The following is a 22077-nucleotide window of genomic DNA, read 5'->3' on the forward strand; positions in this document are numbered from 1 at the left end:
CAAATAAAAAACAGGCATGAAAAAACAGTTTAAAAATATATTGCTGGGCCTTATGGTCTTTACGGGTGGCAGTTTGCTGGCACAGGAGGCCCATGTAAAGACAGAAAAAGATACCCTCTTCTTTGAAGATTTTTCCGGGGACAACCTGAACCGTGAAAAGTGGAATGTAATGGGCACAGATTTCTGGGTGAACAATGAACAACAGATCTATGTTGATACCTCTGCAACTGTTTTTACTGTAAAAGGTGCCGATGCCGGAGGCGTTGAAAATGCCCTCGTATTAAAAGCGCATTATAGCCCGAATTACATTAATTACCGCGGGAATGATTTTGATTTTATCTCCGGAAGGATCAACACCAGGGATAAAGTGATGTTCACCTACGGAACTGCAGCCGCTAGAATGAAATTGCCAAAAGGTACAGGCTACTGGCCGGCCTTCTGGGCTTTAGGCGGTGGAGACTGGCCCGAAACCGGGGAGATCGATATCATGGAATACGTAGGAGAAACAGATTGGATCGGGGTTGCCCTACACGGCCCCGGTTATTCTGGAGAAACTCCGCTGGTGAATAAATATTTCTTTCCCGAAGGAGAGGATGTTACTGACTGGCATATGTACTCTGTAGATTGGACCCCTGAAGGATTTGACTTTAGAGTCGATGGCAGGCTGATCTATCGGGTTACAAAACCTATGGTAGAACACTACGGCAAGTGGGCTTTTGACAACCCGAAGTTCCTTATCCTTAACCTGGCGTTGGGAGGTGCATATCCATACAAAACTAACGGCATCGAAGAACCATATAACGGACTTCCTGAAAGTACAGTACAACTCATCAAAGATGGAAAAGCCGAAGTGCTTGTAGATTGGGTGTTGATTACTCAATAATAATTCGCAATTAGCCGGAGATCCTCTTCAAAAATGTCATTTTTGAAGAGGATTTTTATTTTTATAATAGTTTCTTTTTGCCCCCGCCACCTTTTCAGGTTTTTAAACCCTGAGAGGGTTCTTCCCGGTCAAGTCCTGGCTCTTGATTCTGCAAAGCGCAGCGATCTAATTCAAATTTCTTCTTTCAATAAAGAACCTCTTCAGCAGTTCAGATGCTTCCTCCTCTAAAATGCCATTTTTCACCTTTGTCCTGGGGTGAAGCTTAGTCCCCATTTTTCTATATCCTCTTTCGGGATCCGATGCTGCGAAGACCAGATTGGAGATCTGACTCCAGTATAAAGCACCGGCGCACATCTGGCAGGGCTCAAGTGTCACATACATCGTGCAGTCGATGAGGTATTTTCCGCCTAAAAAGTTAGCTGCAGAGGTAATAGCCTGCATTTCGGCATGTGCGGTGACATCATTGAGGAGCTCGGTGAGGTTATGTCCGCGGGCGATCACTTGTTGCCTGGCCACAATGACCACGCCTACCGGGATCTCTCCTTTTTCATAAGCTAATTGCGCTTCCTCCAGCGCCTTCTTCATAAAATAGCTGTCGTCAAAAACTAATTGCATATTCAAAAATACAATTTCAAAATGTACCTTTGCCTTTCATGGCAAAAAGTCTTCTTGATACTATAAATTCCCCTGCAGATCTGCGAAAAATTGCTCCCGAAAAGCTTCCGCAGCTGGCAGCCGATTTGCGTAAATTCATCATTGAAATAGTGGCGACCAAAGAAGGCCACCTAGGTGCCAGCCTTGGAGTTGTAGAGCTCACCTTAGCCTTGCATTATATCTTTAATACGCCTGAAGATCTGCTTGTGTGGGATGTAGGCCACCAGGCTTACGGACACAAGATCCTTACCGGACGAAGAGATCTTTTTCACACCAACCGACAGTTAGGCGGCTTAAGCGGATTTCCAAAAAGGAGCGAAAGCGAGTATGATACTTTTGGCGTTGGACATTCCTCAACAGCAATTTCTGCTGCCCTGGGAATGGCGTTGGCTTCAAACCTTAAAGGAGAAACCGCGAAGCAGCATATAGCAGTAGTCGGGGATGCCTCCATCTCCAGTGGAATGGCCTTCGAAGGGCTCAACCACGCCGGGGTTACAGATGCTAACATATTGATCATTCTCAATGACAATGCAATAGGAATTGATCCCAGTGTAGGTGCGCTTAAAAATTACCTTACTAAAGCCAGAGTTGGCTATAAACCGAAACAGGATAATATTATTGAAGCCCTCAATTTTAAATACTTTGGACCCGTTGATGGTCATGACCTGGAAAGCCTTACAAGTATCCTGGAAGAGTTAAAAGGGATCAAGGGGCCCAAGTTCCTTCACGTCATAACAACAAAGGGGAAAGGACTTAAAAAGGCGGAAGAAGATCAGGTGAAGTATCATGCCCCGGGGAAATTTGTTCCCGATACAGGAGAATTACTTCCGTATGACACCAAAGGTCTTCCATTAAAGTTTCAGGATGTGTTTGGGCTCACCTTAGTGGAGCTGGCAGAAAAAAATGAGAAGATCATTGGGATCACGCCGGCAATGCCCACGGGCAGCTCCCTAAAGTACATGATGGATGCCTTTCCCGAAAGGGCCTTCGATGTAGGGATAGCCGAACAACATGCAGTTACTTTGGCCGCAGGAATGGCCACCCGGGGATTTACGGTTTTTTGCGCCATTTATTCCACCTTTCTTCAAAGAGCTTATGACCAGGTGATCCACGATGTGGCGCTTCAGAATTTACCTGTGGTATTTTGTCTTGACCGTGCCGGACTCGTTGGAGAAGATGGAGCTACTCATCATGGGGCCTTTGATATTGCTTATCTGCGTTGCATTCCCAACATGACCATCTTTGCTCCCCTGGACGAGGTGGAGCTTAGGAATATGCTATATTCCGCCCAGGATGGTACTCTAAAAGGCCCTTTAGCAATAAGATATCCTCGCGGGCGTGGCTTTAGAAAAGAGTGGCAACTGCCTTTTGATAAGTTGTTAATAGGTAAAGGAAGAAAACTGCAGCTGGGTACACTTATTGCGGTTTTAAGCTTCGGTTCTGTTGGAGCTAATGTTAGTGCAGCACTAAAAGATCTTCCGCAGGGGGAAATTGCCCACTATGATATGAGGTTTGTAAAACCTTTAGATGAGGAGTTGCTTCATGAGGTCATGAAAACATACAAGGCGGTAGTTACTATTGAAGACGGAGTGGTAAAAGGCGGGTTTGGTTCTGCAATTATGGAATTTGCCCAGGAGCATCATATCCAGATCCCAATTAGGATGCTGGGATTGCCAGACGAATTTATTGACCACGGAAAAGTGGAAGAATTACAAGAAATAGCAAAAATTGACGTTGAGAGTATTAGCAGTTGCCTGTCCAACCTTCTGAAAAAATATAAATTACCTGATGCATAAGTTTACCCTAAGCCTCCTCTTTTTTCTTTTTAGCCTTACAGGTTTCGCAAAAGTGACTGATACCACGGCTGTAGACACTATTAAAGTTGTTAATGAGAAGATCAACTATTGGGAAAATGTGAATAAGGTAGGCTTAAGCCTTAATGAAGTTGCTTTTATCAACTGGAATTCAGGGGGAAACAATTCTTTTTCTGCGCTTTTAAATGGGAATTTCGGAAGAAAATATAAAAAGGAACTGCTTAACTGGAATTCAACACTGGTAATAAAATATGGCTTTAATGCCCAGGAAGGGCGGGAATTAAGAAAGACCGAAGATCAGCTGGAAATAAATTCGAACTTCGGCTATCGCCGGGATTCAGTCTCTAACTGGTACTATTCGGCAAAATTCAACTTTAACACACAACTTACCTACGGTTACCGCTATCCAAATACAGATTCCCCTATTTCAAAATTTATGGCCCCGGGTTACGCATTTTTGGGTGTGGGAACAGAATACTCATCACCCGAAGAAGACCTTACGGTGTATATTTCTCCGGTGACAGAGAAGTCTACTTTTGTACTTGATCAAAGGCTGGCCAATGAGGGCATGTTTGGAGTCACACCGGCTATAAAGGATGAAGAAGGGAATATTATAGAAGAAGGCGAGCGGGTGAGGACCCAATTTGGATTCCTGGTGAGCAGTGCATTTACCAAACAGATCTTTGATAATATAGGTTTGAATAACAACCTGCGGCTGTATTCGGATTATCTCAATAAATTCGGAAACATTGATATTGACTGGGAACTCAATCTCGATCTTAAAGTCAATGAATTCGTGCGTGCGAACGTAGGCTCACATCTTAAGTATGATGACGATGTGAAGTTCAAACAAGATCTGGATGGCGACGGAACTCTAGAAACCGGTGGGCCAAAAATTCAATTTAAGCAATTGCTTGGAGTAGGGCTCGTTTATTCCTTCTGAAAAAGTTGATTTTCCAACCTATTTTTTGATAAGGGTCTGGACCCTGCTGGAATTTCCGCTTTGTATTCTGAAAAAATAAAGTCCTGAGGCTTCTGTAAAGAGATGGATCTCTTCAGGAATATTGTCTTCAAGATCTAATCGCACAGACTTCACAAGTTTCCCCTGTACATTGTAGATGTAAACTTCTGTCCCGGCTGAAGTTTCGCCCGAAATAATTTTATAAGTCCCGTCTGAAATAGTAGGATAAACAGTGATCATATTATCATCTATCACCATTTCTCCCCTCTCTTCAGCCTCTTCCTCAGCCGTCTTGAATTTTCCCGAAAACATTCCGCGGCCATATGAAGCAGCGTATACTACATTATTACCTTTTTTAAGATCCAGATCGGTGACTTTTACATCGCTCATTCCATTATAGGATTGTTTCCAGACAGGAGAATTGGAGCTAAAATTTTCCGTAGCCCAAATCCCAAGTTCTGTCCCTATGATCACTTCCTCCTTATTCAATGGATTGGCAAGGATACTAAGCACCGGAAGATCCGGCAGATTTCCCTCCTTACTCACCCAGGTAGGATTGGCTGCTGTGGCATTAGCAGTGTACCACACATTTCTTACTCCGTAGTTATAGAAGGTCACAAGTAGTTCATCCTCGTTTCTTCCAAATTCTATATCTGAAATGCTGCCTACGAACTGCGAACCTGTAAGCTCTGTCCAGATGGCATTGGAGGGTTCGCCGTTGGCATTTTGAACCCGTAAGAGCTTTCCATTGATGAGACCAAGATATACCGTGCTACTTTCTGTGGTATATGGTGAAATACTTAAGGCGCTTATAGAAACATCCAGTAAAGAATTCGTCAAGGTTCGCCTTCTGGCCACGGGATCATCACTTGTTATTCCGTCATCTCCAATGGAAGTAAGATTGGTTAAATTTTCATAGCGGTACAGGGTGCCATCGCGATCTCCGGGTCCATTTGAATAGAGGATATCCAGGTTAGAGTCCAATGCCTGCGGATTAATAAAAAAGCCATCTCTGTCTTCATTGTTCGCAATTAGGCCGTAATCCCCTTTATCATAATTGTACAACACGATAAGGTCATTATAAACCAGATTGGCGATAAAATATTCAGCGTCATCCTGGTCAAAAAATGAATGCGCTCCGTCTCCTCCAAGGATTCCTATCGAAACAGGATCGCCGTTTTGGATCAATTGCGTACCGTTGTCCTGGGTGCCGCCTAAAAAATAATCTCCGCTGGAGAAAGAGGTAGGAGCAACCGCAATAGAATAGAATTGGGTGGTGATATAGTTGCTTTCAGGAGTAATAAAAACATCAGAAGTGCTGGCTGCAGCAAGGTCCCTGGCATAAGAAACTCCACCGTCATGACCAAAGATCGCCTGATTGGTATTTCCGGGCCTGAAACGCATCACGTGATGATCTGCATGAACTTCAGAAACCGGAAGTTGATCCAGGTTGGCATTATTAGCCCATTTGGAGATCTGTTCCCAACTCTGTCCGCTGTCTGTAGAACGAAAAAGATCAATTCCGCCGGCATAAACGATATTATCGTTTGTTGGGTCTGCCTCGATCATAAGATTGTAAAAGGCCTGACCCCGGGCGAAATCATCTGCTGGAATATCAAGATCTGCATCATTGGGCTCATTTAATGGCACAATTGAGGCAAAGGCATCTGTGGTGATCCACATCTCGGCCTCTTCAGAAACACCTTCAGAAAGGATATAGAATTTTTGCGGATTCGAAGGTGATGCTTCGATCTCTGTTCTGTAGACATTAGGAATGGTGGTAATCAAATTCCAGGAGGTGTTTTCTCCTTTTTCTCTTTTGAAGATCATTCCTCCTCTAGAATTTTCAACGCCGGGAGAATAGGTGGTTGCAACCCAAATATTTCCGGCTGCGTCTACTTCAAAGTCATTAAAAGATTCGTCTTCAAGGATCTTATTCCAGTTGTTTCCGCCATCTTTGCTGCCGTAAAGACCTCTGTCGAAAAAACCAAGATAGTTGGTAGGGTTACGTGCATTTGCATAAAGATGAGTGGAAACCCCGATAAAGATTTCGGTGCTGCTACCATTATCCCAGGCTTCAATATCGTTTATATAGTAGACTCCCCCAATTATCCTCGCATTCTGACCTGATCCCGGAGTCTTGAATTTCTCCACATCCAGCACTTTTGTCCAGGTATCGCCACCGTCGATCGTTTTATAGACTCCTGTCCCAATTACATCACCGCCGGTATACTGTTCTCCGGTTCCCGCATACCAGGTATTGGAATCCCTGGGATCAACTGTGATACAGGAAATATTTAGATTTGCCGGCAAACCTTCTGCCTTTTTCCAGGGAGAAGACTCACTGGTAATATTTTCATTGATCCATAAACCACCACTTATCGCACCTGCAAATACTCTTCTCCCGGTGTCGTCATTGGGATCAAAAAGCAGGACCCTGGTGCGGCCTCCCACGTTGCTGGGGCCACGGGAAACCCATGGATGTGCTTCGCTGTCGCCGGGAGATTTTATGCTTCCTTTTTTACCTTTTCTTTGCTCAAGTAATTGTTCATGAAGCTCCCGCACTTTGTGAGGTTCAGGATAACCCAGAGCAGGATTCATGGTCAAATATTCCATCTGCTCATAATATTTATTGGGAGGTAATCCCTTTTGAATTTTTTCAAGTCTGGAAAGCCCCTGGTCTTTTTCGGGCGATTTTGTTTTAAGAAATTCGGAGTGTTTCTTCCGGATCTCTGAAATATTGGGGGTGGAAATTTCTTCTGAAAGCCTGTAAATGCCAAAAACTGTGGCGAATACCAGCACCGGAAGAATAAAATATAATCTTTTGCTCATATAGGGATGTAAACTATTTCCGAAGAAATCAGTCCGGTAAAATACGAAAAATTAAATTTTCAGCCCCTTGAATTTTTTGAAAGACGAAACAATATTACTGTCTGTTAATGAGGAGATATAGCTGCAAATTTTTATTAGCTTCTCGTAAACCGGCAGATCTTCGAAATCTCCTGCATGAGGAATGAGCTTCAGCACGAGTTTGTTGTAGTTCGTGTACTCGCCGTCCCGGGGTAAAAGGGCTTCGGTATAAGTATCCAGCAGGTGAGAAAGCATTTGATAACCGGCAATTTCCTTACTAATTACCTCTTCACTTTGGTAGATCTTATCAATACTTATCTTTATGATGTCTGTGATCTGCGCTTCATATTTACTCCTGTCAAATAATGCCTCGTGAAATTCCCCTTTTAGGATAGCTTCTTCATTATCCATAAAGATCTCTACGGCTTCAGTAAGCAGCGTATTGATAGCCAAAGCACGTAAATAGCTCAACCTGTCGGCGCGGGTTTGCAGATTGTGGTATTTTTTTGTGATGATGGAATCTTTCACCAGGTTGATCAAATATTCCAGCGCATATTCCTCCTGGATAAGCCCCAGGTTGATGCCATCTTCAAAATCAATGATCGTGTAACAAATATCATCTGCCGCTTCTACTAAAAAGGCCAGTGGATGTCGGCAGTAACTGAGATTTTTTCCCTTGCTTGTTGAAATAAGTCCCAGCTCGTTGGCTACCTCCTCAAAAAAGGCTTTTTCAGACTGGAATATTCCGAACTTCTTATCGGCTATACGTGAGCTTGGTTTATGCGGAAGGGATTCCTTCGGATATTTTATAAATGCTCCCAAAGTGGCATAGGAAAGCCTGATGCCGCCCGGAATACCCGGTCTGTCTTCGGTAAGGATCTTAAAACCATTGGCATTTCCTTCAAACTTCGTTAGATCCTGAAATTCTTCAGGCGTGAGCATCTCCTTGAATCTCTTTCCGTTACCATTGCTGAAATATTCTCCAATCGCCTTTTCCCCTGAATGTCCAAACGGCGGATTCCCGATGTCGTGCGCTAATGCTGCAGCGGCAACAATGGCACCAAAATCGTTCATTTGATAACCATGGGTTTTTTCAAGCTGCGGATGCTTCTCCAGGATCTTTTGGCCTGCAAGCCGACCAAGGGAACGCCCAACCACGGAAACTTCCAAACTGTGCGTAAGCCTCGTGTGTACGAAATCGGTCTTTGAAAGGGGAATTACCTGGGTTTTATCCTGCAGACTTCTAAAAGCTGATGAAAAAATGATCCTGTCATAGTCAACTTCAAAACCTAAACGGGTAGCATTCTGTTCTTTTCTTAATCTTTTATTCGTGTCTCCTGCTTTTCTCAAAGAAAGCAGCTGCTCCCAGTTCATCATTTGGTAATTGTTTTACTAAAGCTTCAAAAATAGAGAAAAGGAAGCTGTTTCGCCACAGCTTCCTTTTCTATTTAAAATTCAAAATTTAAAATTCAGGATTAAAAAAGATCTAAATCAGTTCAATTGTCATTTCGACAGAGCGTCTGCTTTTGCTAAAAAGGAGATGTGACGAGAAATCTTTGAGATTTACCGAAGTTCCTTTTTATGCGTAATTCGAAAATCGATTATCTTTTTCGAGTAAATGATTTAAAACCTTGGCAAATCTGTCTCAAATCTCACGTCTCACATCTAATATCTAACTCCCGCACATCAAACAATCATCTCCTTCAGCTTCTTTAGAGCTGGCGATAAGGGCACGCAATTCTTCGGGAGTTAAGGAAGTTCCTTCCGGTACGGGAACTGCTGAAGGTTTTGTAGCTTCCGCAGGAATTTCTTCCTTCTTTTCCTCTTTTGCCAAAGTGAATTTGATGGCATCAACCGCACTCTTTGTCCGCAGGTAGTACATTCCGGTCTTGAGTCCACTTTTCCAGGCGTAGAAATGCATGGAAGTAAGTTTGCTGTAATTCGCATTTTCCATGAACAAGTTAAGCGACTGTGACTGATCGATAAAATAACCGCGGTGGCGAGACATGTCAATGATGTCCTTCATACTAAGTTCCCAAACCGTTTTGTATAGTTCTTTGAGATCATCGGGGATGACATCGATATTTTGCACCGAACCATTGGAGCGTAAAATGGCATTTTTGACATCCTCTGTCCATAGATTTCTTTCAACAAGGTCTTCGAGCAGGTGCTTGTTCACTACAATAAATTCTCCCGAAAGTACCCGGCGGGTGTAAATATTCGAGGTATATGGTTCAAAGGCTTCATTGTTCCCCAGGATCTGAGATGTGGAAGCAGTAGGCATAGGTGCCACTAAAAGGGAGTTGCGAACGCCATTTTTGAGCACCTGCTTGCGCAGTTTAGCCCAATCCCATCTTCCACTGAGTTCCTCATCGTTGATCCCCCAAAGGTTGAATTGGAATTGCCCTTTGCTCATCGGGGAACCTTCATAAGTTGAATAAGCTCCCTCTTCTTTTGCCATTTCCATAGAAGCGGTAACAGCAGCAAAATATAAGGTCTCAAAGATCTCCTGATTCAGTTTTTTGGCTGCATCACTTGTGAAAGGTAGTCTCAATTTTATAAAAGTATCTGCCAATCCCTGCACACCAAGGCCAACCGGGCGATGCCTGAAATTAGAATTTTCAGCCTCCTTAACCGGATAATAATTCCTGTCGATCACCTTGTTAAGATTCCTGGTCACTCTTTTGGTGATCCTGAACAATTCCTTATGGTCGAATTCATCCCCTTTTACAAACATTGGCAGCGCAATGGAGGCCAGGTTACAAACGGCTACTTCATCTTCGCTGGTATATTCCAGGATCTCGGTACACAGGTTCGAGGAACGGATGGTTCCAAGGTTCTGCTGGTTTGATTTCCGGTTGGCCGAATCCTTGTACAGCATGTACGGAGTTCCGGTTTCTATTTGTGACTCCAGGATCTTTTCCCAAAGGTCACGGGCTTTTATGCTTTTTCGGCCCTTACCTTCAGCTTCATATTTTTCATAGAGCGCTTCAAATTCGTCGCCGTGAATGTCGTAAAGTCCGGGGCACTCGTGGGGACACATAAGCGTCCAGTTCTCATTGGCTTCTACACGTTTCATGAAAAGATCGGGCACCCACATTGCATAGAACAGATCGCGGGCACGCATTTCTTCTTTTCCGTGGTTCTTTTTCAGGTCAAGGAAGTCGAAAATATCTGCATGCCATGGCTCCACGTAGATTGCAAAAGAACCTTTTCGTTTTCCGCCACCCTGATCTACGTATCTTGCCGTGTCATTGAACACCCGCAGCATGGGAACAATTCCGTTTGACGTTCCGTTCGTTCCTGAAATATAGGAACCTGTGGCTCTTACATTGTGAATAGACAGACCAATTCCGCCGGCCGACTGTGAGATCTTTGCGGTTTGCTTCAGCGTGTCATAAATGCCGTCGATGCTGTCATCCTTCATTGTCAATAGAAAACATGAAGACATTTGTGGCTTCGGAGTCCCTGCATTGAAAAGGGTAGGAGTGGCATGTGTGAAATACTTCTTAGACATGAGCTCATAGGTCTCGATAGCAGCCTCCATGTCATCCGGATGTATCCCTACAGAAACCCGCATAAGCATGTGTTGAGGTCTTTCAGCGATCTTTCCGTTGATCTTTAGCAGGTATGATCGTTCTAGTGTTTTAAATCCGAAGTAGTCGTATTGGAAATCCCGGTTATAGATGATCGTGGAATCCAGCAGATCCTTATTCTTTTGGATCACCTCGTAAACATCATCGGCAATTAGCGCCGACTTCTGATTGGTTCTTGGATTTACATATTCGTAGAGGTCTGTGATCACTTCTGAAAAGCTTTTCTTAGTGTTCTTATGCAAATTGGAAACCGAAATTCTTGCCGCCAGCTTCGCATAGTCCGGGTGTGAGGTGGTCATCGTAGCTGCGATCTCTGCCGCCAGATTATCCAGTTCGCTGGTAGTTACTCCATCATAGAGTCCTTCGATCACCCGCATCGCCACTTTTACCGGGTCTACGAGTTCATTAAGTCCATAACACAACTTCCTTATTCGGGCTGTGATCTTGTCAAACATTATGGGTTCTCTGCGGCCGTCTCTTTTTTCTACGAACATAACTTGAGCTTTAAAGCCCCTCCCGCCCTCCCCAAAGGGGAGGAGCTGTGGGCGATTATTTGAAAAGGAGGCTTTGCCAGGAGCAAAGCATTAAAAGGCTATTTTTTTATTCCCGTTCCCCCTCTGGGGGAAAGGGGGCTAGAAGTCGGCGTCGAAGCTGATCTTATCGGCGTCTTTGTCTTTGTTCATCACTCCTGCTTTTTGGTATTCCCCAACTCTCTTTTCAAAGAAGTTGGTCTTCCCCTGCAGGTTGATCATATCCATAAAGTCGAATGGATTTGCAGTGCCGTATTCTTTCTCACACTCAAGTTCTACTAATAATCTGTCGGCTACAAACTCGAGGTACTGCGTCATAAGCTTGGAATTCATTCCAATGAGGCTCACGGGAAGGGATTCTGTAATGAACTCTCTTTCAATATTAAGAGCGTCAACAATGATCTCTCTTATTCGCTCTTTTGGCACCTTGTTCACCAGGTGGTTATTGTGCAGGTGAACTGCAAAGTCGCAGTGCACGCCTTCGTCTCTGGAAATAAGTTCGTTGGAGAAGGTAAGTCCGGGCATGAGCCCGCGCTTCTTCAGCCAGAAGATGGAACAGAATGCCCCCGAAAAGAAGATCCCTTCAACAGCTGCAAAAGCAATAAGCCTTTCAGCAAAAGAATCAGATTCGATCCACTTAAGGGCCCACTGCGCTTTCTTCTGAATTGCAGGGAATATTTCAATGGCTTTGAACAAATTGTTTTTTTCCTTTTCATCCTTAACGTAGGTATCGATGAGCAGGGAGTAGGTTTCAGAATGGATGTTCTCCATCATGATCTGGAATCCATAGAAGAATTTAGCTTCAGAATACTGAACTTCATTAACAAAGTTCTCTGCTAAATTTTCATTTACAATCCCGTCAGATGCGGCAAAAAAGGCGAGAATGTGCTTGATGAAATATCTTTCATCTCCCGTTAATTTGTGGTTCCAGTCGGTAAGGTCCTGGTGCAGGTCAATTTCTTCTGCAGTCCAGAAACTTGCTTCCATTTTCTTGTACCAATCCCAGATGTCGTGATGTTTAATGGGGAAGATCACGAATCTGTCCTTGTTTTCCTGTAAAATGGGTTCTAACTGGGCCATGATATATAAATTTGGTTGGTTAGCAATAATGGTTCTAACAAATATTGGGAATTATGTAAGAGTTTCTCCTACAGCAGCCGAAAGCTTTTCAACAAAGTTTTCAACACGACGCATGAAAATTGTTATTGAGGTTTTGTTAAAGATAATAGCTACTATGCTGTAAACAAAAACATTAACCTCTGTTAACGAATTTAAGAACAGAAGGAGTCGCTGCACATTATCAAAAGCAAGAGCTTCTGAAAATAGCATTTTCAGAAGCTCTTTTATCATTCCATTTTCCTCCCGAAAAAGTGTTTCCTCCGGGCTGATAAATCCCAAAGAAGCATATGTTACCGACTCTTTTGGTGAGGTGTTGAAAAATTAAATTTTCACAAATTCAACCCTGCGGTTGTTTGCTTTTCCTTCGGGACTCGAGTTCTCGGCTACCGGAACAGATTCTCCCAGGCCTTTGTGCTGCATTCTGGAGCTATCGATTCCCATAGCAATAAGCGCATCTTTCACAGCGAGTGCCCTTTGTTCACTCAGCTGCAGGTTATGGGTGTCATCCCCGTCGCTGTCGGTGTGGCCTTCAATGCTGAACTTTAAATCGCCGTGTTCCTTCATCATGGCTGCGATTTCATTGATCACTCCCATAGATTCGGGTTTTAGACTCGCTTTGTTTACATCAAACAAAATTCCGCGGGTAATGAATTTTCCGTCTGCCATAACCCGATCATAAAGTTTTTTTCCACCCTCGGCGATCCGGATATTTTTAACGGCAAGGATGTGGCCCTGTTGATTGTCTTCAATTTCGATACTAAACGCAGTAGGATCCAGGTCTATATTGGGAACGTTCAAAATTCGTTCTTCATCAATGAATAATTTTAAGGCCCGTTCATTGTAAGAAATGGCAATATGCTTCCACCCTGCTGTACCATCGGGTGTTGTAGGACCCTGCTTATCAAAGGTTTTATCGTCACCATTTTTAATAGATCGAATTCTTGCCCCATTCTTGTTTATAATCAGAGGATAAATTACCTGGTCATTCCCTATTCTTTTATAGGAGTTATCTCCCGGATAAAATCTTACTAAGATATGCTGCCAGTGAGAATAGGTGTCATTGAAGTAAGCATCAAATTCTATAGTAAAGACCTCGGGTAAGTAATCTTCCTTATCAATAAGAGGTGTTATTATCCCATTATGATCAAGCTTAATAATCTTAACCCCGTCTAAAGAAGCATTTTCTGCATTCCCTCTTACCAAATCCCAGCGAGATGGAAATTCCCCATTTTCTTCCCGGGAGAGATCATCCTCAAAGATTATTTCATCGCCGGGTACAAAATTATACTTGCTCCAGACCTTTGCAGGAGCGGAAGCTTTGGCGCCGGCAGGTTGCTCAACAGATGAATCTTGTTGAGAGACAGGAGCAGCCGGATCATCTGTAGAAGCTTCGGAAGCAGACTTTCCGTTAAGCACACCATCAATGGCCTTGTCGGTCTCTTTAGTTACTTTTTGATCGGTTTTTTTAAGAACGGATCTTTCAGCTGCCTGTTCAGCTTTTTTAGAGATCTTTTTCAGAATTTGGGCTTCAGCAGGAAGAGAGAAACACAGGAATCCGGCCATGAGGAAGAACATAATTTTTTTCATAATGCGACAATTTAAAATTACAAAAAAGGGAAAATGGTCAATAATCAAGGGGGTGGAGCCGGTTTTTAAACACCTGAAGGGGTGGTGATTACACATGGCTCTGACCAAATTTAATCAAAAGATCAATTGGTTCTTTAGAGGGTAAGAAATTTTTTTAGGGGACTAAGCTTTTTGCTTGTTTAGTTTTTCTGCAATTTTTTCAAGTTCGGCATACCAGTCTTCTCCAAATTTGCGGATAAGGGCTTCTTTTACAAACTTATACACCGGCACCTGCAGCTCTTTTCCCAGGGTGCAGGCATCGTCACAAATGTACCAGTGATGGTAGTTAACAGATGAGAATTCGGTGTAATCCTGCGTGCGAACAGGGTACAAATGACAGGAAACAGGTTTTTTCCAGTTGATGTCTCCCTGATTATAAGCTTCCTCAATTCCGCAGAGAGCTGTGCCTTTTTTGTCGAAGGTCACATATGCACAATCGGCACCATCAATTAATGGTGTCTCGTATTCTCCGTCTTCTCCTATAATGGAAGTTCCCTGTTTTTCAATGGCTTCTATGCCTTCTTTACGCAGGTAAGGTTTGATCTTTGGATACAGATCTTCCAGGATGTGGGTTTCAGCCTCCTCCAGCGGGGCACCGGCATCTCCCGCAATACAGCAGGCCCCTTTGCAGGCAGAAAGGTTGCAAACAAAATCCTTTTCCAGGATCTCTTCAGAAACGATAGTTTTTCCAAGCTGAAACATGGTGGCAAATATACTTTTTTTCAACAGGTTTTCTTTAGCCAAAATCCAATTTACATTTTGTTAAAATTTTCATATTAAAATTGTTAACGGATCAATTCAAAGTACTTTTGCAGGCTAAATTCTGAGTATGGAACTTAACTTCAGAGAAATAGCTACCGCCAGCATGATCCTTTTCGCGGTAATAGATATCATTGGAAGTATTCCCATTATTATTGATCTGCGGAAGAAGGCGGGACACATTCAAAGTGAAAAAGCTACCGTGGTTGCGGGAATTCTTATGATCGCTTTTCTTTTTGTGGGAAAAGAGATCCTTAATCTTATTGGGATCGATGTAAACTCCTTTGCCGTGGCAGGAGCGCTTATCCTGTTCTTCCTTGCCCTGGAGATGATCCTTGGCATTCAGCTCTATAAAGATGATGCGCCCGAAACTGCTGCCGTTGTACCGCTTGCCTTTCCATTGATCGCAGGGGCGGGAACCATGACCTCTATCCTTGCCTTAAGAGCAGAATATGCGACTGTTAATATTATTGCTGCCATAATTATAAATATTATTTTTGTCTACATTGTCCTCAAATCATCAGGTAAGATCGAGAACTTTCTGGGGAAACAGGGGATCAACGTGATCCGTAAGATTTTTGGGGTCATTCTCCTGGCTATTGCCGTTAAACTTTTTGCTACCAATATTAAGAGCTTATTCATATGAAAGTCTTCATTTATTTTCTTATTGCCGTTGCCTCTGCGCTAATTATCTATAACCTCACTTTTGTTGATTTTCAGAATGCATTTTCGGGAGATAGTAAAACTGCCTTGATAGGGGTACTGGCCTCAAGCATCGTGGTGGTTTTAATGGTGATCCTGTTAATGTCCCGTGCCATTTCAGAGAGATCTGAAGACTAATGAACTTTGATGTTCTGATCATTGGCGGAGGTGCTGCAGGATTGTCCTGTGCCCTGGTGCTCGGATCCGGACTTTCGAAACCATGCTCTGATGGTAAAAAGGTGGCGTTGATCGCACATCAGCGATCTTCTCATCTTTCGAGTGCTCTCTTAAACAATGTCCTTGGAATTCCTGCCGGAACCGCCGGAAAAGATGTCCTCATTTCCGGAAGCAAACAGCTGCAGGAGCTTTATCCTGAAGTACAACAGCTCATAAAAGAAAAGGTTCAGGAAATATCATTTTTGGAAGGCGGCTTTAAGGTTGTTACCAACAAGAATACTTATACTTCTAAAAATGTGGTGTTAGCTACAGGTTATGCGCAGCCATTTCTGATAAAAGGATTAGAAGATTATGTGATCCCTCATAAAAAGGCGAAACCTTCCAAGGATAGAATACAACTCATAAATGTAGATCACCTGGTTTACCCGGGACTTTATGTGTCAGGAACCTTAGCCGGACACCGAAGTCAGTATGCTATTGCCTGTGGGAGTGGTGCGGCAGTTGCAACGGATATCCTTACCGCATGGAATTGCGGAGAGCACACCCAGGTGCACGATAAAATGAAGTAAATTTAATTTTTAAGTTTTTTGCTTTTTGAAAGCGCAATGATCTTTTCCAGTGCGAGATCATCTTCATTTACAATCTGTTCAAAGACTGTGCTGCCAAACAACTGCTGCCCCATGGCGGCTTTGAGATATCTCCTAAGCACAGGCCTGTAATGCGAGAACCGCATTTCAAAATTTTCTCTCAGCATAAACGCACGGAATTCCCTCAGTACCTCGTCTGTGATCAATTCCCGCTCCATAAACTCTTCCTCACTTAGTGAATTATAAAAGCTTCTGTTCTTCTCGAGAACTTCGAAAATAAAAGCGTCCATATAGCCGTTGCGAAGCATGAGGTTCAGGCTTTGCCTTTCAAAATTGCTGTCCTTGGGAATAAAAACATCGGGGATGATCCCGCCACCACCATAAACTACCTTTCCTCCGGGAGTGACATATTTGAGGGAATCTTCCACATGAATACTGTCTGCACTCTGTAATTCCCCATTTTTATACCGGTTAAGGTAGTCGTTGAAATATTCTTCACTGCCATTGTCGTATGGCCGCTGGATAGACCTTCCCGTAGGGGTGTAATACCTTGCTATGGTGAGTCTTACTGCACTACCATCGCCTAAAGCCATTTCCCGTTGAACAAGACCTTTGCCGTAGGAGCGTCTGCCTACAATGGTTCCTTTATCGTTGTCCTGTAAAGCTCCGGCAATGATCTCACTTGCCGATGCAGAATTTTCATTGATGAGTACATAAAGTTCGCCGGTTTCAAAGTTTCCTTCCTTTGTAGCGTAGGTCTTTTCAACAGCTCCTTTTTTATTCTTTGTGATGAGTACAAGTTTATCTTCAGGAAGAAATTCATCCACGATCTTAGTGGCTTCTGCAAGGTAACCCCCGGGATTATTCCTAAGGTCCAATACGATTTGGGTGGCACCTTTTTTCTTAAGGTTCAATAAACCTTCTTTAAATTCTTTATAGGTGGATTCTGCAAAGCGATTAATTTTGATATACCCAAGATCATCGGTCAACATATAAACAGCATCAACGCTTTTCAAGGCAACCTTTCCGCGTTTCACATTGAACTCAAGAAGGTCGGGCTCCCCTTTACGATGCACTTTAAGAACCACCTTGGTATTTTCCTCCCCTTTTAATTTATTGGTGATCGAATCCTCGCTGATATTAGAGTCGAACAGAGGTTCGTCATTGGCATAAAGAATTCTATCTCCCCCTTTGATCCCCACCTTTTCACTCGGCCCGCCTTCCAGAGTCTGAATTACCGCAATAGTATCATTGATGTTTCTAAAGCTCACTCCGATGCCAACAAAATCTCCTTTCATGCTCGCGCTGAGGTCTACATATTCAGATTTTGGAATATAAACCGAATGCGGATCGAGGTCTGTGAGGATCTCGTTCACGGTTACGTCCACAATACTGTCCATATCTACATCATCCACATATTCATATTCGATGTAATCAATTAGCCGTGCTAATTTTTCTTTCTTCTTATTAGGTTTGAGAAAAGAGTTGGAAGTATAACTGGAAAAATCCAGGGCAGCACCTATCAGGACGCCAATGGCGCAGGCGAAGCCTAAAAGTAGTGGCAGATATTTTTTGCTGTTATTTTTCAACCGTTTAATTCGGTAATTTGTTCTATTTCAACTCCGGCTTTTTCCAAAAAGTCTATTCCGGAATTATCTTTATAATCTATTTGATAGACCAGGCGGGTAATGCCACTCTGGTGTATCAATTTACTGCATTCCTTGCACGGAGACATCGTAATATACAAAGTAGCCCCTTTACATGACTGTGTAGAACCGGCTACTTTTAAAATGGCATTTGCTTCGGCATGAAGGACGTACCATTTTGTGTATCCTTCTTCATCTTCACAAGGATTTTCAAAACCGGTGGGGGTGCCGTTGTATCCGTCAGAAATGATCATTCTATCTTTTACAATAAGCGCGCCAACCTGTTTACGCTGGCAATGTGAAAGTTTTCCCCATTCCCGTGCTATTCTAAGATAGGCTTTGTCGAACTTAAGTTGCTTAATTTTTTGCATAGTCTTAAAAATCCCCTGCAAGATAAAAAGCTTTTTAAGTTGTTGAAACTTTGTGCTTTACTAAAATATTGCAAGGCTGAAATTAATCCAATAAAGGAAAGTTAAATTTTAAAGCGCAAGATAATTTTCTTTTAGTATAGGTAAAATGATTCCAATAACAATGGCTGAAACTACAAGGATCCAGTCCCTTCTCTTTACCCGCAACATATTTTGTAGAATAAATCCCAGGATCATCACACATAGAACCACAATGACCTGGGCAGTTTCAATTCCCAGGGCAAACTCCAGTAAAGGAAGAAGAACGCTATCTGTTCCCGACGCGATCATTTTAAAATAGGTAGAAAATCCTAAGCCGTGAATGATCCCGAAAAAAGCAGTGGTAAGGTAAAGTACACTTATATTATTCTTGCTCTCTTTTTTCTTGGCATTGATCATATTAAAAATAGCAGTGATCAAAATAGTAACGGGGATTAGAAATTCAATCCAGCTGCTGTCCACAAGTACGATCTCATAAACCGAAAGAAAGAGAGAAAGGGTGTGTCCAAGGGTAAAGATGGAGACAAGCCATAGCACCTGTTTCCATGAGTGGAAGGAGTAGGCAACCACAAGTACGATAAGGAAAAGAATATGATCATAGGCATTCCAGTCAAGTACATGTTCCAGGCCTAATCTAAAATACAACCAGAATTGTGACATAATTCAAAAATGATAATCGCCGAAAGTACAATTTCTAGTTAAGATGGGCAAAGGGAGAGGCTAAATCAACCTGTAATGAGGCGAATAATTTTCAGAATTTTTTATAAGCAAGAAGAAAAAATTCTTACTTTTGCCCTCCACTTGCTCGAGTGGCGGAACTGGTAGACGCGCTGGATTCAAAATCCAGTGTCTTCGGACGTGCGGGTTCGATTCCCGCCTCGAGTACTTAAAACCCTCTTGTTATTACAGAGGGTTTTTTTTATTATTGGCCGTATGTATTATGTCTACGCTATCCAGTTTATCCTGTACTTATATTTATTTTGGTTTAACCCATAATCACGAAAGACGGATTAAACAGCATAACAGCGGACTGAATAAAACTACAAAACCTTATTTACCTTTTAAAGTTATATATCTGGAAGAATTTCAGGATCGACCCTCTGCCTGAAAGAGGGAAAAGTATTTAAAGTCAGGAATTGGCAAGGAGTTTCTTAAAAATTTAAAGGAGTAGCTTATTTTAATTTTTCTGAAAGTGCGGGCCTGCCTGCCGGCAGGCAGGTTCGATTCCCGCCTCGAGTACTTAAAACCCTCTTGTTATTACAGAGGGTTTTTTTATTATTGCCTGTATGTATTATGTCTACGCTATATCCAGTTTATCCCGTACTTATATTTATGTTGGTTTAACCGATAATCACGAAAGACGGATTAAACAGCATAACAGCGGACTGAATAAAACTACAAAACCTTATTTACCTTTTAAAGTTATATATCTGGAAGAATTTCAGGATCGACCCTCTGCCAGAAAGAGAGAAAAGTATTTGAAGTCAGGAATTGGCAAGGAGTTTCTTAAAAATTTAAAGGAGTAGCTTATTTTAATTTTTCTGAAAGTGAGGGCCTGCCTGCCGGCAGGCAGGTTCGATTCCCGCCTCGAGTACTTATTGAATTTAAATAAAGCTAAAACCACGTCAACTTAATTGTTTACGTGGTTTTTCTTTTACTTACCATGAAAGGTCAACCTGAACAAAAACCTGACGCTGTTTACAAAAGTGCAAATGCTCCGGGTATTTCAGCTTATAAGTCGAGCCATTTCTTAAAGGCTGATGCTTTGTTGCTGCTTATAACCTGGTCTCCCGGGGCAGAAGGTTCGGTTTGTAGAAGAAGACGACCTTTAAAATAGGGTTCTGCCCTCGCAACTGCATTAATGCTCACGATCAATTGACGGTTTGCCCTAAAAAACTTTTCAGGATCCAGCTTTTCTTCCAGTTGATCAAGAGTATAATCAATGACAAATCGTTGTTTGTCAAAGTTTACCAATAGCACAATTCCTTCTTCGGCCAGGAAAAAGGCGATTTCTTCCTGCTGAATAACCTTTATGCTTTGTCCACTTTTCACCATAAATCGGGATTTTTTTGCGACTGATGGTTTTAAAGGGCCGTTTCGTAATAAATTCCTGATGTTCTCAAGCTCCTGTTGCATGTTTCCCTGCTGCAGGCTCTCGTGCTTTTTAATAGATCTTTCCAGTGCATCTTTTTTGATGGGTTTCAGCAAATAATCAACACTGTTTACCTTAAAAGCTTCAATGGCGAATTCATCAAAAGCGGTGGTGAAAATTACCGGACTTTGCAGGTCTACTTGTTTGAAGATCTCAAAGCTGCTGCCGTCAGAAAGGTGAATATCACAGAATAGTACATCGGGCTGCTCATGTGTTTTTAACCACTTTACAGACTCTTCAACAGATTCCAGCTTTTCAAGGATTTGCGCGTTAGGGCGTAGCTGCAAGATCTGGTTTTCAAGAGCGTCGGCTGCAAAAGCTTCATCTTCAATTATGACTGTTCTCATTTTACCGGAGCTTTAAAAGTGGCAGTTTTACTTTGAATTTTTCTTTTGAATTTTGGATTTTGACTTCTTTGTCTGAAAAGTAATCATAGCGTCTCCTAATGTTCTCAAGACCTGTATTCGTTGAGCTGACATGGTCAAGGCGGGGCTGAAGGTTATTCTGGACACACAAATAATCCTCTTCAACTGTTATTTCAATACTTAAAGGCTTTTTCCTTGTAGAGCCGTTATGTTTGATCGCATTTTCGATCAACATCTGGAGGGCTCCCGGAGGTATTTGTAGTTGTTCCACTTCGGCAGGAATGTCAAGTGCAAATTTAACCGCGCTTCCAAAACGGGTTTCTAAAAGAAAGATGTATGAATTTACAACCTCCAGTTCCTTTTTCAGCGGAATCAATTGTTGGTCACTATTCTCCAGAAAGGCCCGGTAAAGATCTGAAAGGCGCTCTGTAAAGTCTGAAGCTCTTTCAGGATTTTGCGGAATCAGGGAACGAAGAACATTTAAGCTGTTAAATAAGAAATGTGGACTCACCTGTGATTTTAGACTTTGCAACTGGGCCTGAAAATTTTCCTTTTGAAGACGGGCAGCGCGTAACATTTCCTTTTGAAGTTGTTTTTTGCTTCTTTCCCTTTCTACAAAATAGTAGAAAAACAAAGTAATTATAGCCATCACCACGTTATTGAACCTTATCCTGTCCGGTGGGATATCCACATTCGGAAAAATAAATCTGAAGGGAACGAGAAGACACAAGTAAAGTAAAATTACGGTGCTTATGATCACCAGTATCGCTTCCAATATACCCCTCAAAAGTGAGCCATAATTTGCCAGACGATAGTCATTAATGACTTTTGATATTCCTCTATGAACAAGGAATACAAGGAAAAGAAATAGAACGGTGGCAGAAAATTCAAATGCCGCAAGGCGGTTAAAAATGGTTGAGCCATTTTCATTAAAGATGAGAGAGCCCTGGTGAATATACACCATGGTGAAGAATACCAGAAAACTTAAAATTAAAGCTCTCAATGCCAGTTTTAGGAGCCATTGTTTAAGAGGAATACCAGAAGAATGTTTTTCTTCTGAAGCAAGAATGCTATGCAACTTTCCTGTCTTAATGAGATGGAGAATTTCTTTGTTCAGGTAAATGTAAAGAATTAATAGCTTTTTAAGTAACGGTCGGTGCGCATCCATAGTAATAGTTTTATTCCGGATGCAAATAAGTGGAAATCTTCAAAAACTCTTTTCCTTTCATTTATGCTATATCCCAATTCA

21 protein-coding genes and 1 tRNA gene are annotated in these 22077 nt (G+C 42.4%); 9 read left to right on the forward strand and 13 right to left on the reverse strand.

From position 1 onward, the window contains the following. Positions 1-16 precede the first annotated feature (16 nt). Entirely contained in the window at positions 17-883 is an 867-nt protein-coding gene (locus tag CRO16_RS05570; RefSeq protein ID WP_097055315.1) for a glycoside hydrolase family 16 protein, read from the forward strand. A 165-nt stretch (positions 884-1048) separates the two neighbouring features. On the opposite strand, the gene CRO16_RS05575 is transcribed toward CRO16_RS05570, so the two are convergent. Then, positions 1049-1498 (reverse strand): nucleoside deaminase, encoded by a 450-nt coding sequence (locus CRO16_RS05575; RefSeq protein WP_097055316.1) that lies wholly within the window; start codon positions 1496-1498, stop codon positions 1049-1051. Between the two features lie 38 nt (positions 1499-1536). Here CRO16_RS05575 and CRO16_RS05580 point away from each other — a divergent pair, with 38 nt between their 5' ends. Next, complete coding sequence (locus tag CRO16_RS05580) at positions 1537-3333, forward strand: 1-deoxy-D-xylulose-5-phosphate synthase (protein WP_097055317.1); 1797 nt, start codon at positions 1537-1539, stop codon at positions 3331-3333. After that, positions 3326-4294: a DUF3078 domain-containing protein gene (locus CRO16_RS05585; RefSeq protein WP_097055318.1), complete on the forward strand. Its 969-nt coding sequence runs from the start codon at positions 3326-3328 to the stop codon at positions 4292-4294. Before CRO16_RS05580 ends, CRO16_RS05585 begins: the two co-directional genes overlap by 8 nt. A gap of 18 nt (positions 4295-4312) precedes the next feature. Here CRO16_RS05585 and CRO16_RS05590 read toward each other — a convergent pair whose 3' ends face one another. From CRO16_RS05590 to CRO16_RS05620, 7 genes are all read right to left on the reverse strand, one after another. Beyond that, positions 4313-7144, reverse strand: a complete 2832-nt coding sequence (locus CRO16_RS05590) for a T9SS type A sorting domain-containing protein (protein WP_097055319.1) — start codon at positions 7142-7144, stop codon at positions 4313-4315. 51 nt (positions 7145-7195) lie between these two features. Then, complete coding sequence (locus CRO16_RS05595; RefSeq protein ID WP_097055800.1) at positions 7196-8536, reverse strand: deoxyguanosinetriphosphate triphosphohydrolase; 1341 nt, start codon at positions 8534-8536, stop codon at positions 7196-7198. 298 nt (positions 8537-8834) lie between these two features. Further along, entirely contained in the window at positions 8835-11252 is a 2418-nt protein-coding gene (locus CRO16_RS05600; RefSeq protein ID WP_097055320.1) for a ribonucleoside-diphosphate reductase subunit alpha, read from the reverse strand. 138 nt (positions 11253-11390) lie between these two features. Further along, positions 11391-12368, reverse strand: coding sequence for a ribonucleotide-diphosphate reductase subunit beta (locus tag CRO16_RS05605; protein ID WP_097055321.1), 978 nt, complete (start codon positions 12366-12368; stop codon positions 11391-11393). Between the two features lie 51 nt (positions 12369-12419). Further along, entirely contained in the window at positions 12420-12686 is a 267-nt protein-coding gene (locus CRO16_RS05610; RefSeq protein WP_097055322.1) for a hypothetical protein, read from the reverse strand. Between the two features lie 42 nt (positions 12687-12728). Next, on the reverse strand, positions 12729-13994 hold the full coding sequence (locus tag CRO16_RS05615) for an OmpA family protein (protein ID WP_179670490.1): 1266 nt from the start codon (positions 13992-13994) through the stop codon (positions 12729-12731). Between the two features lie 162 nt (positions 13995-14156). After that, positions 14157-14735 carry a DUF3109 family protein gene (locus CRO16_RS05620; RefSeq protein WP_097055801.1) on the reverse strand — a complete coding sequence of 193 codons (579 nt, stop codon included), beginning with the start codon at positions 14733-14735 and terminating at the stop codon, positions 14157-14159. A 127-nt stretch (positions 14736-14862) separates the two neighbouring features. Between CRO16_RS05620 and CRO16_RS05625 the strand changes: the two genes are divergently transcribed. Genes CRO16_RS05625 through CRO16_RS05635 form a run of 3 tightly spaced genes read left to right on the forward strand, consistent with a single transcriptional unit; the run spans position 14863 to position 16240 of the window. Beyond that, positions 14863-15438: a MarC family protein gene (locus CRO16_RS05625; RefSeq protein WP_097055324.1), complete on the forward strand. Its 576-nt coding sequence runs from the start codon at positions 14863-14865 to the stop codon at positions 15436-15438. After that, entirely contained in the window at positions 15435-15632 is a 198-nt protein-coding gene (locus CRO16_RS05630) for a hypothetical protein (protein WP_097055325.1), read from the forward strand. The genes CRO16_RS05625 and CRO16_RS05630 overlap by 4 nt, the downstream gene beginning before the upstream one ends. Further along, entirely contained in the window at positions 15632-16240 is a 609-nt protein-coding gene (locus tag CRO16_RS05635) for an FAD-dependent oxidoreductase (RefSeq protein ID WP_097055326.1), read from the forward strand. Before CRO16_RS05630 ends, CRO16_RS05635 begins: the two co-directional genes overlap by 1 nt. A gap of 2 nt (positions 16241-16242) precedes the next feature. Here CRO16_RS05635 and CRO16_RS05640 read toward each other — a convergent pair whose 3' ends face one another. From CRO16_RS05640 to CRO16_RS05650, 3 genes are all read right to left on the reverse strand, one after another. After that, complete coding sequence (locus CRO16_RS05640) at positions 16243-17847, reverse strand: S41 family peptidase (RefSeq protein ID WP_097055327.1); 1605 nt, start codon at positions 17845-17847, stop codon at positions 16243-16245. After that, a complete protein-coding gene (locus CRO16_RS05645; RefSeq protein ID WP_097055328.1) occupies positions 17844-18275 on the reverse strand; it encodes a deoxycytidylate deaminase in 432 nt (143 codons plus the stop codon). Before CRO16_RS05645 ends, CRO16_RS05640 begins: the two co-directional genes overlap by 4 nt. 108 nt (positions 18276-18383) lie before the next feature. Beyond that, a complete protein-coding gene (locus CRO16_RS05650) occupies positions 18384-18971 on the reverse strand; it encodes a HupE/UreJ family protein (protein ID WP_097055329.1) in 588 nt (195 codons plus the stop codon). A 143-nt stretch (positions 18972-19114) separates the two neighbouring features. Here CRO16_RS05650 and CRO16_RS05655 point away from each other — a divergent pair. From CRO16_RS05655 to CRO16_RS05665, 3 genes are all read left to right on the forward strand, one after another. Next, a tRNA-Leu gene (locus CRO16_RS05655) sits at positions 19115-19196 on the forward strand. Positions 19197-19251: 55 nt separating this feature from the next. Next, a complete protein-coding gene (locus tag CRO16_RS16450) occupies positions 19252-19419 on the forward strand; it encodes a GIY-YIG nuclease family protein (RefSeq protein WP_097055330.1) in 168 nt (55 codons plus the stop codon). A gap of 178 nt (positions 19420-19597) precedes the next feature. Beyond that, positions 19598-19837: a GIY-YIG nuclease family protein gene (locus CRO16_RS05665; protein ID WP_097055331.1), complete on the forward strand. Its 240-nt coding sequence runs from the start codon at positions 19598-19600 to the stop codon at positions 19835-19837. Between the two features lie 205 nt (positions 19838-20042). Here CRO16_RS05665 and CRO16_RS05670 read toward each other — a convergent pair whose 3' ends face one another. Both CRO16_RS05670 and CRO16_RS05675 read right to left on the reverse strand, forming a co-directional pair. Continuing rightward, positions 20043-20810, reverse strand: coding sequence for a LytR/AlgR family response regulator transcription factor (locus CRO16_RS05670; RefSeq protein ID WP_097055332.1), 768 nt, complete (start codon positions 20808-20810; stop codon positions 20043-20045). A 1-nt stretch (position 20811) separates the two neighbouring features. After that, positions 20812-21996: a sensor histidine kinase gene (locus CRO16_RS05675; RefSeq protein WP_097055333.1), complete on the reverse strand. Its 1185-nt coding sequence runs from the start codon at positions 21994-21996 to the stop codon at positions 20812-20814. Positions 21997-22077 lie beyond the last annotated feature (81 nt).

The organism is Salinimicrobium sediminis, assembly GCF_900215295.1.
Taxonomy (GTDB): domain Bacteria; phylum Bacteroidota; class Bacteroidia; order Flavobacteriales; family Flavobacteriaceae; genus Salinimicrobium; species Salinimicrobium sediminis.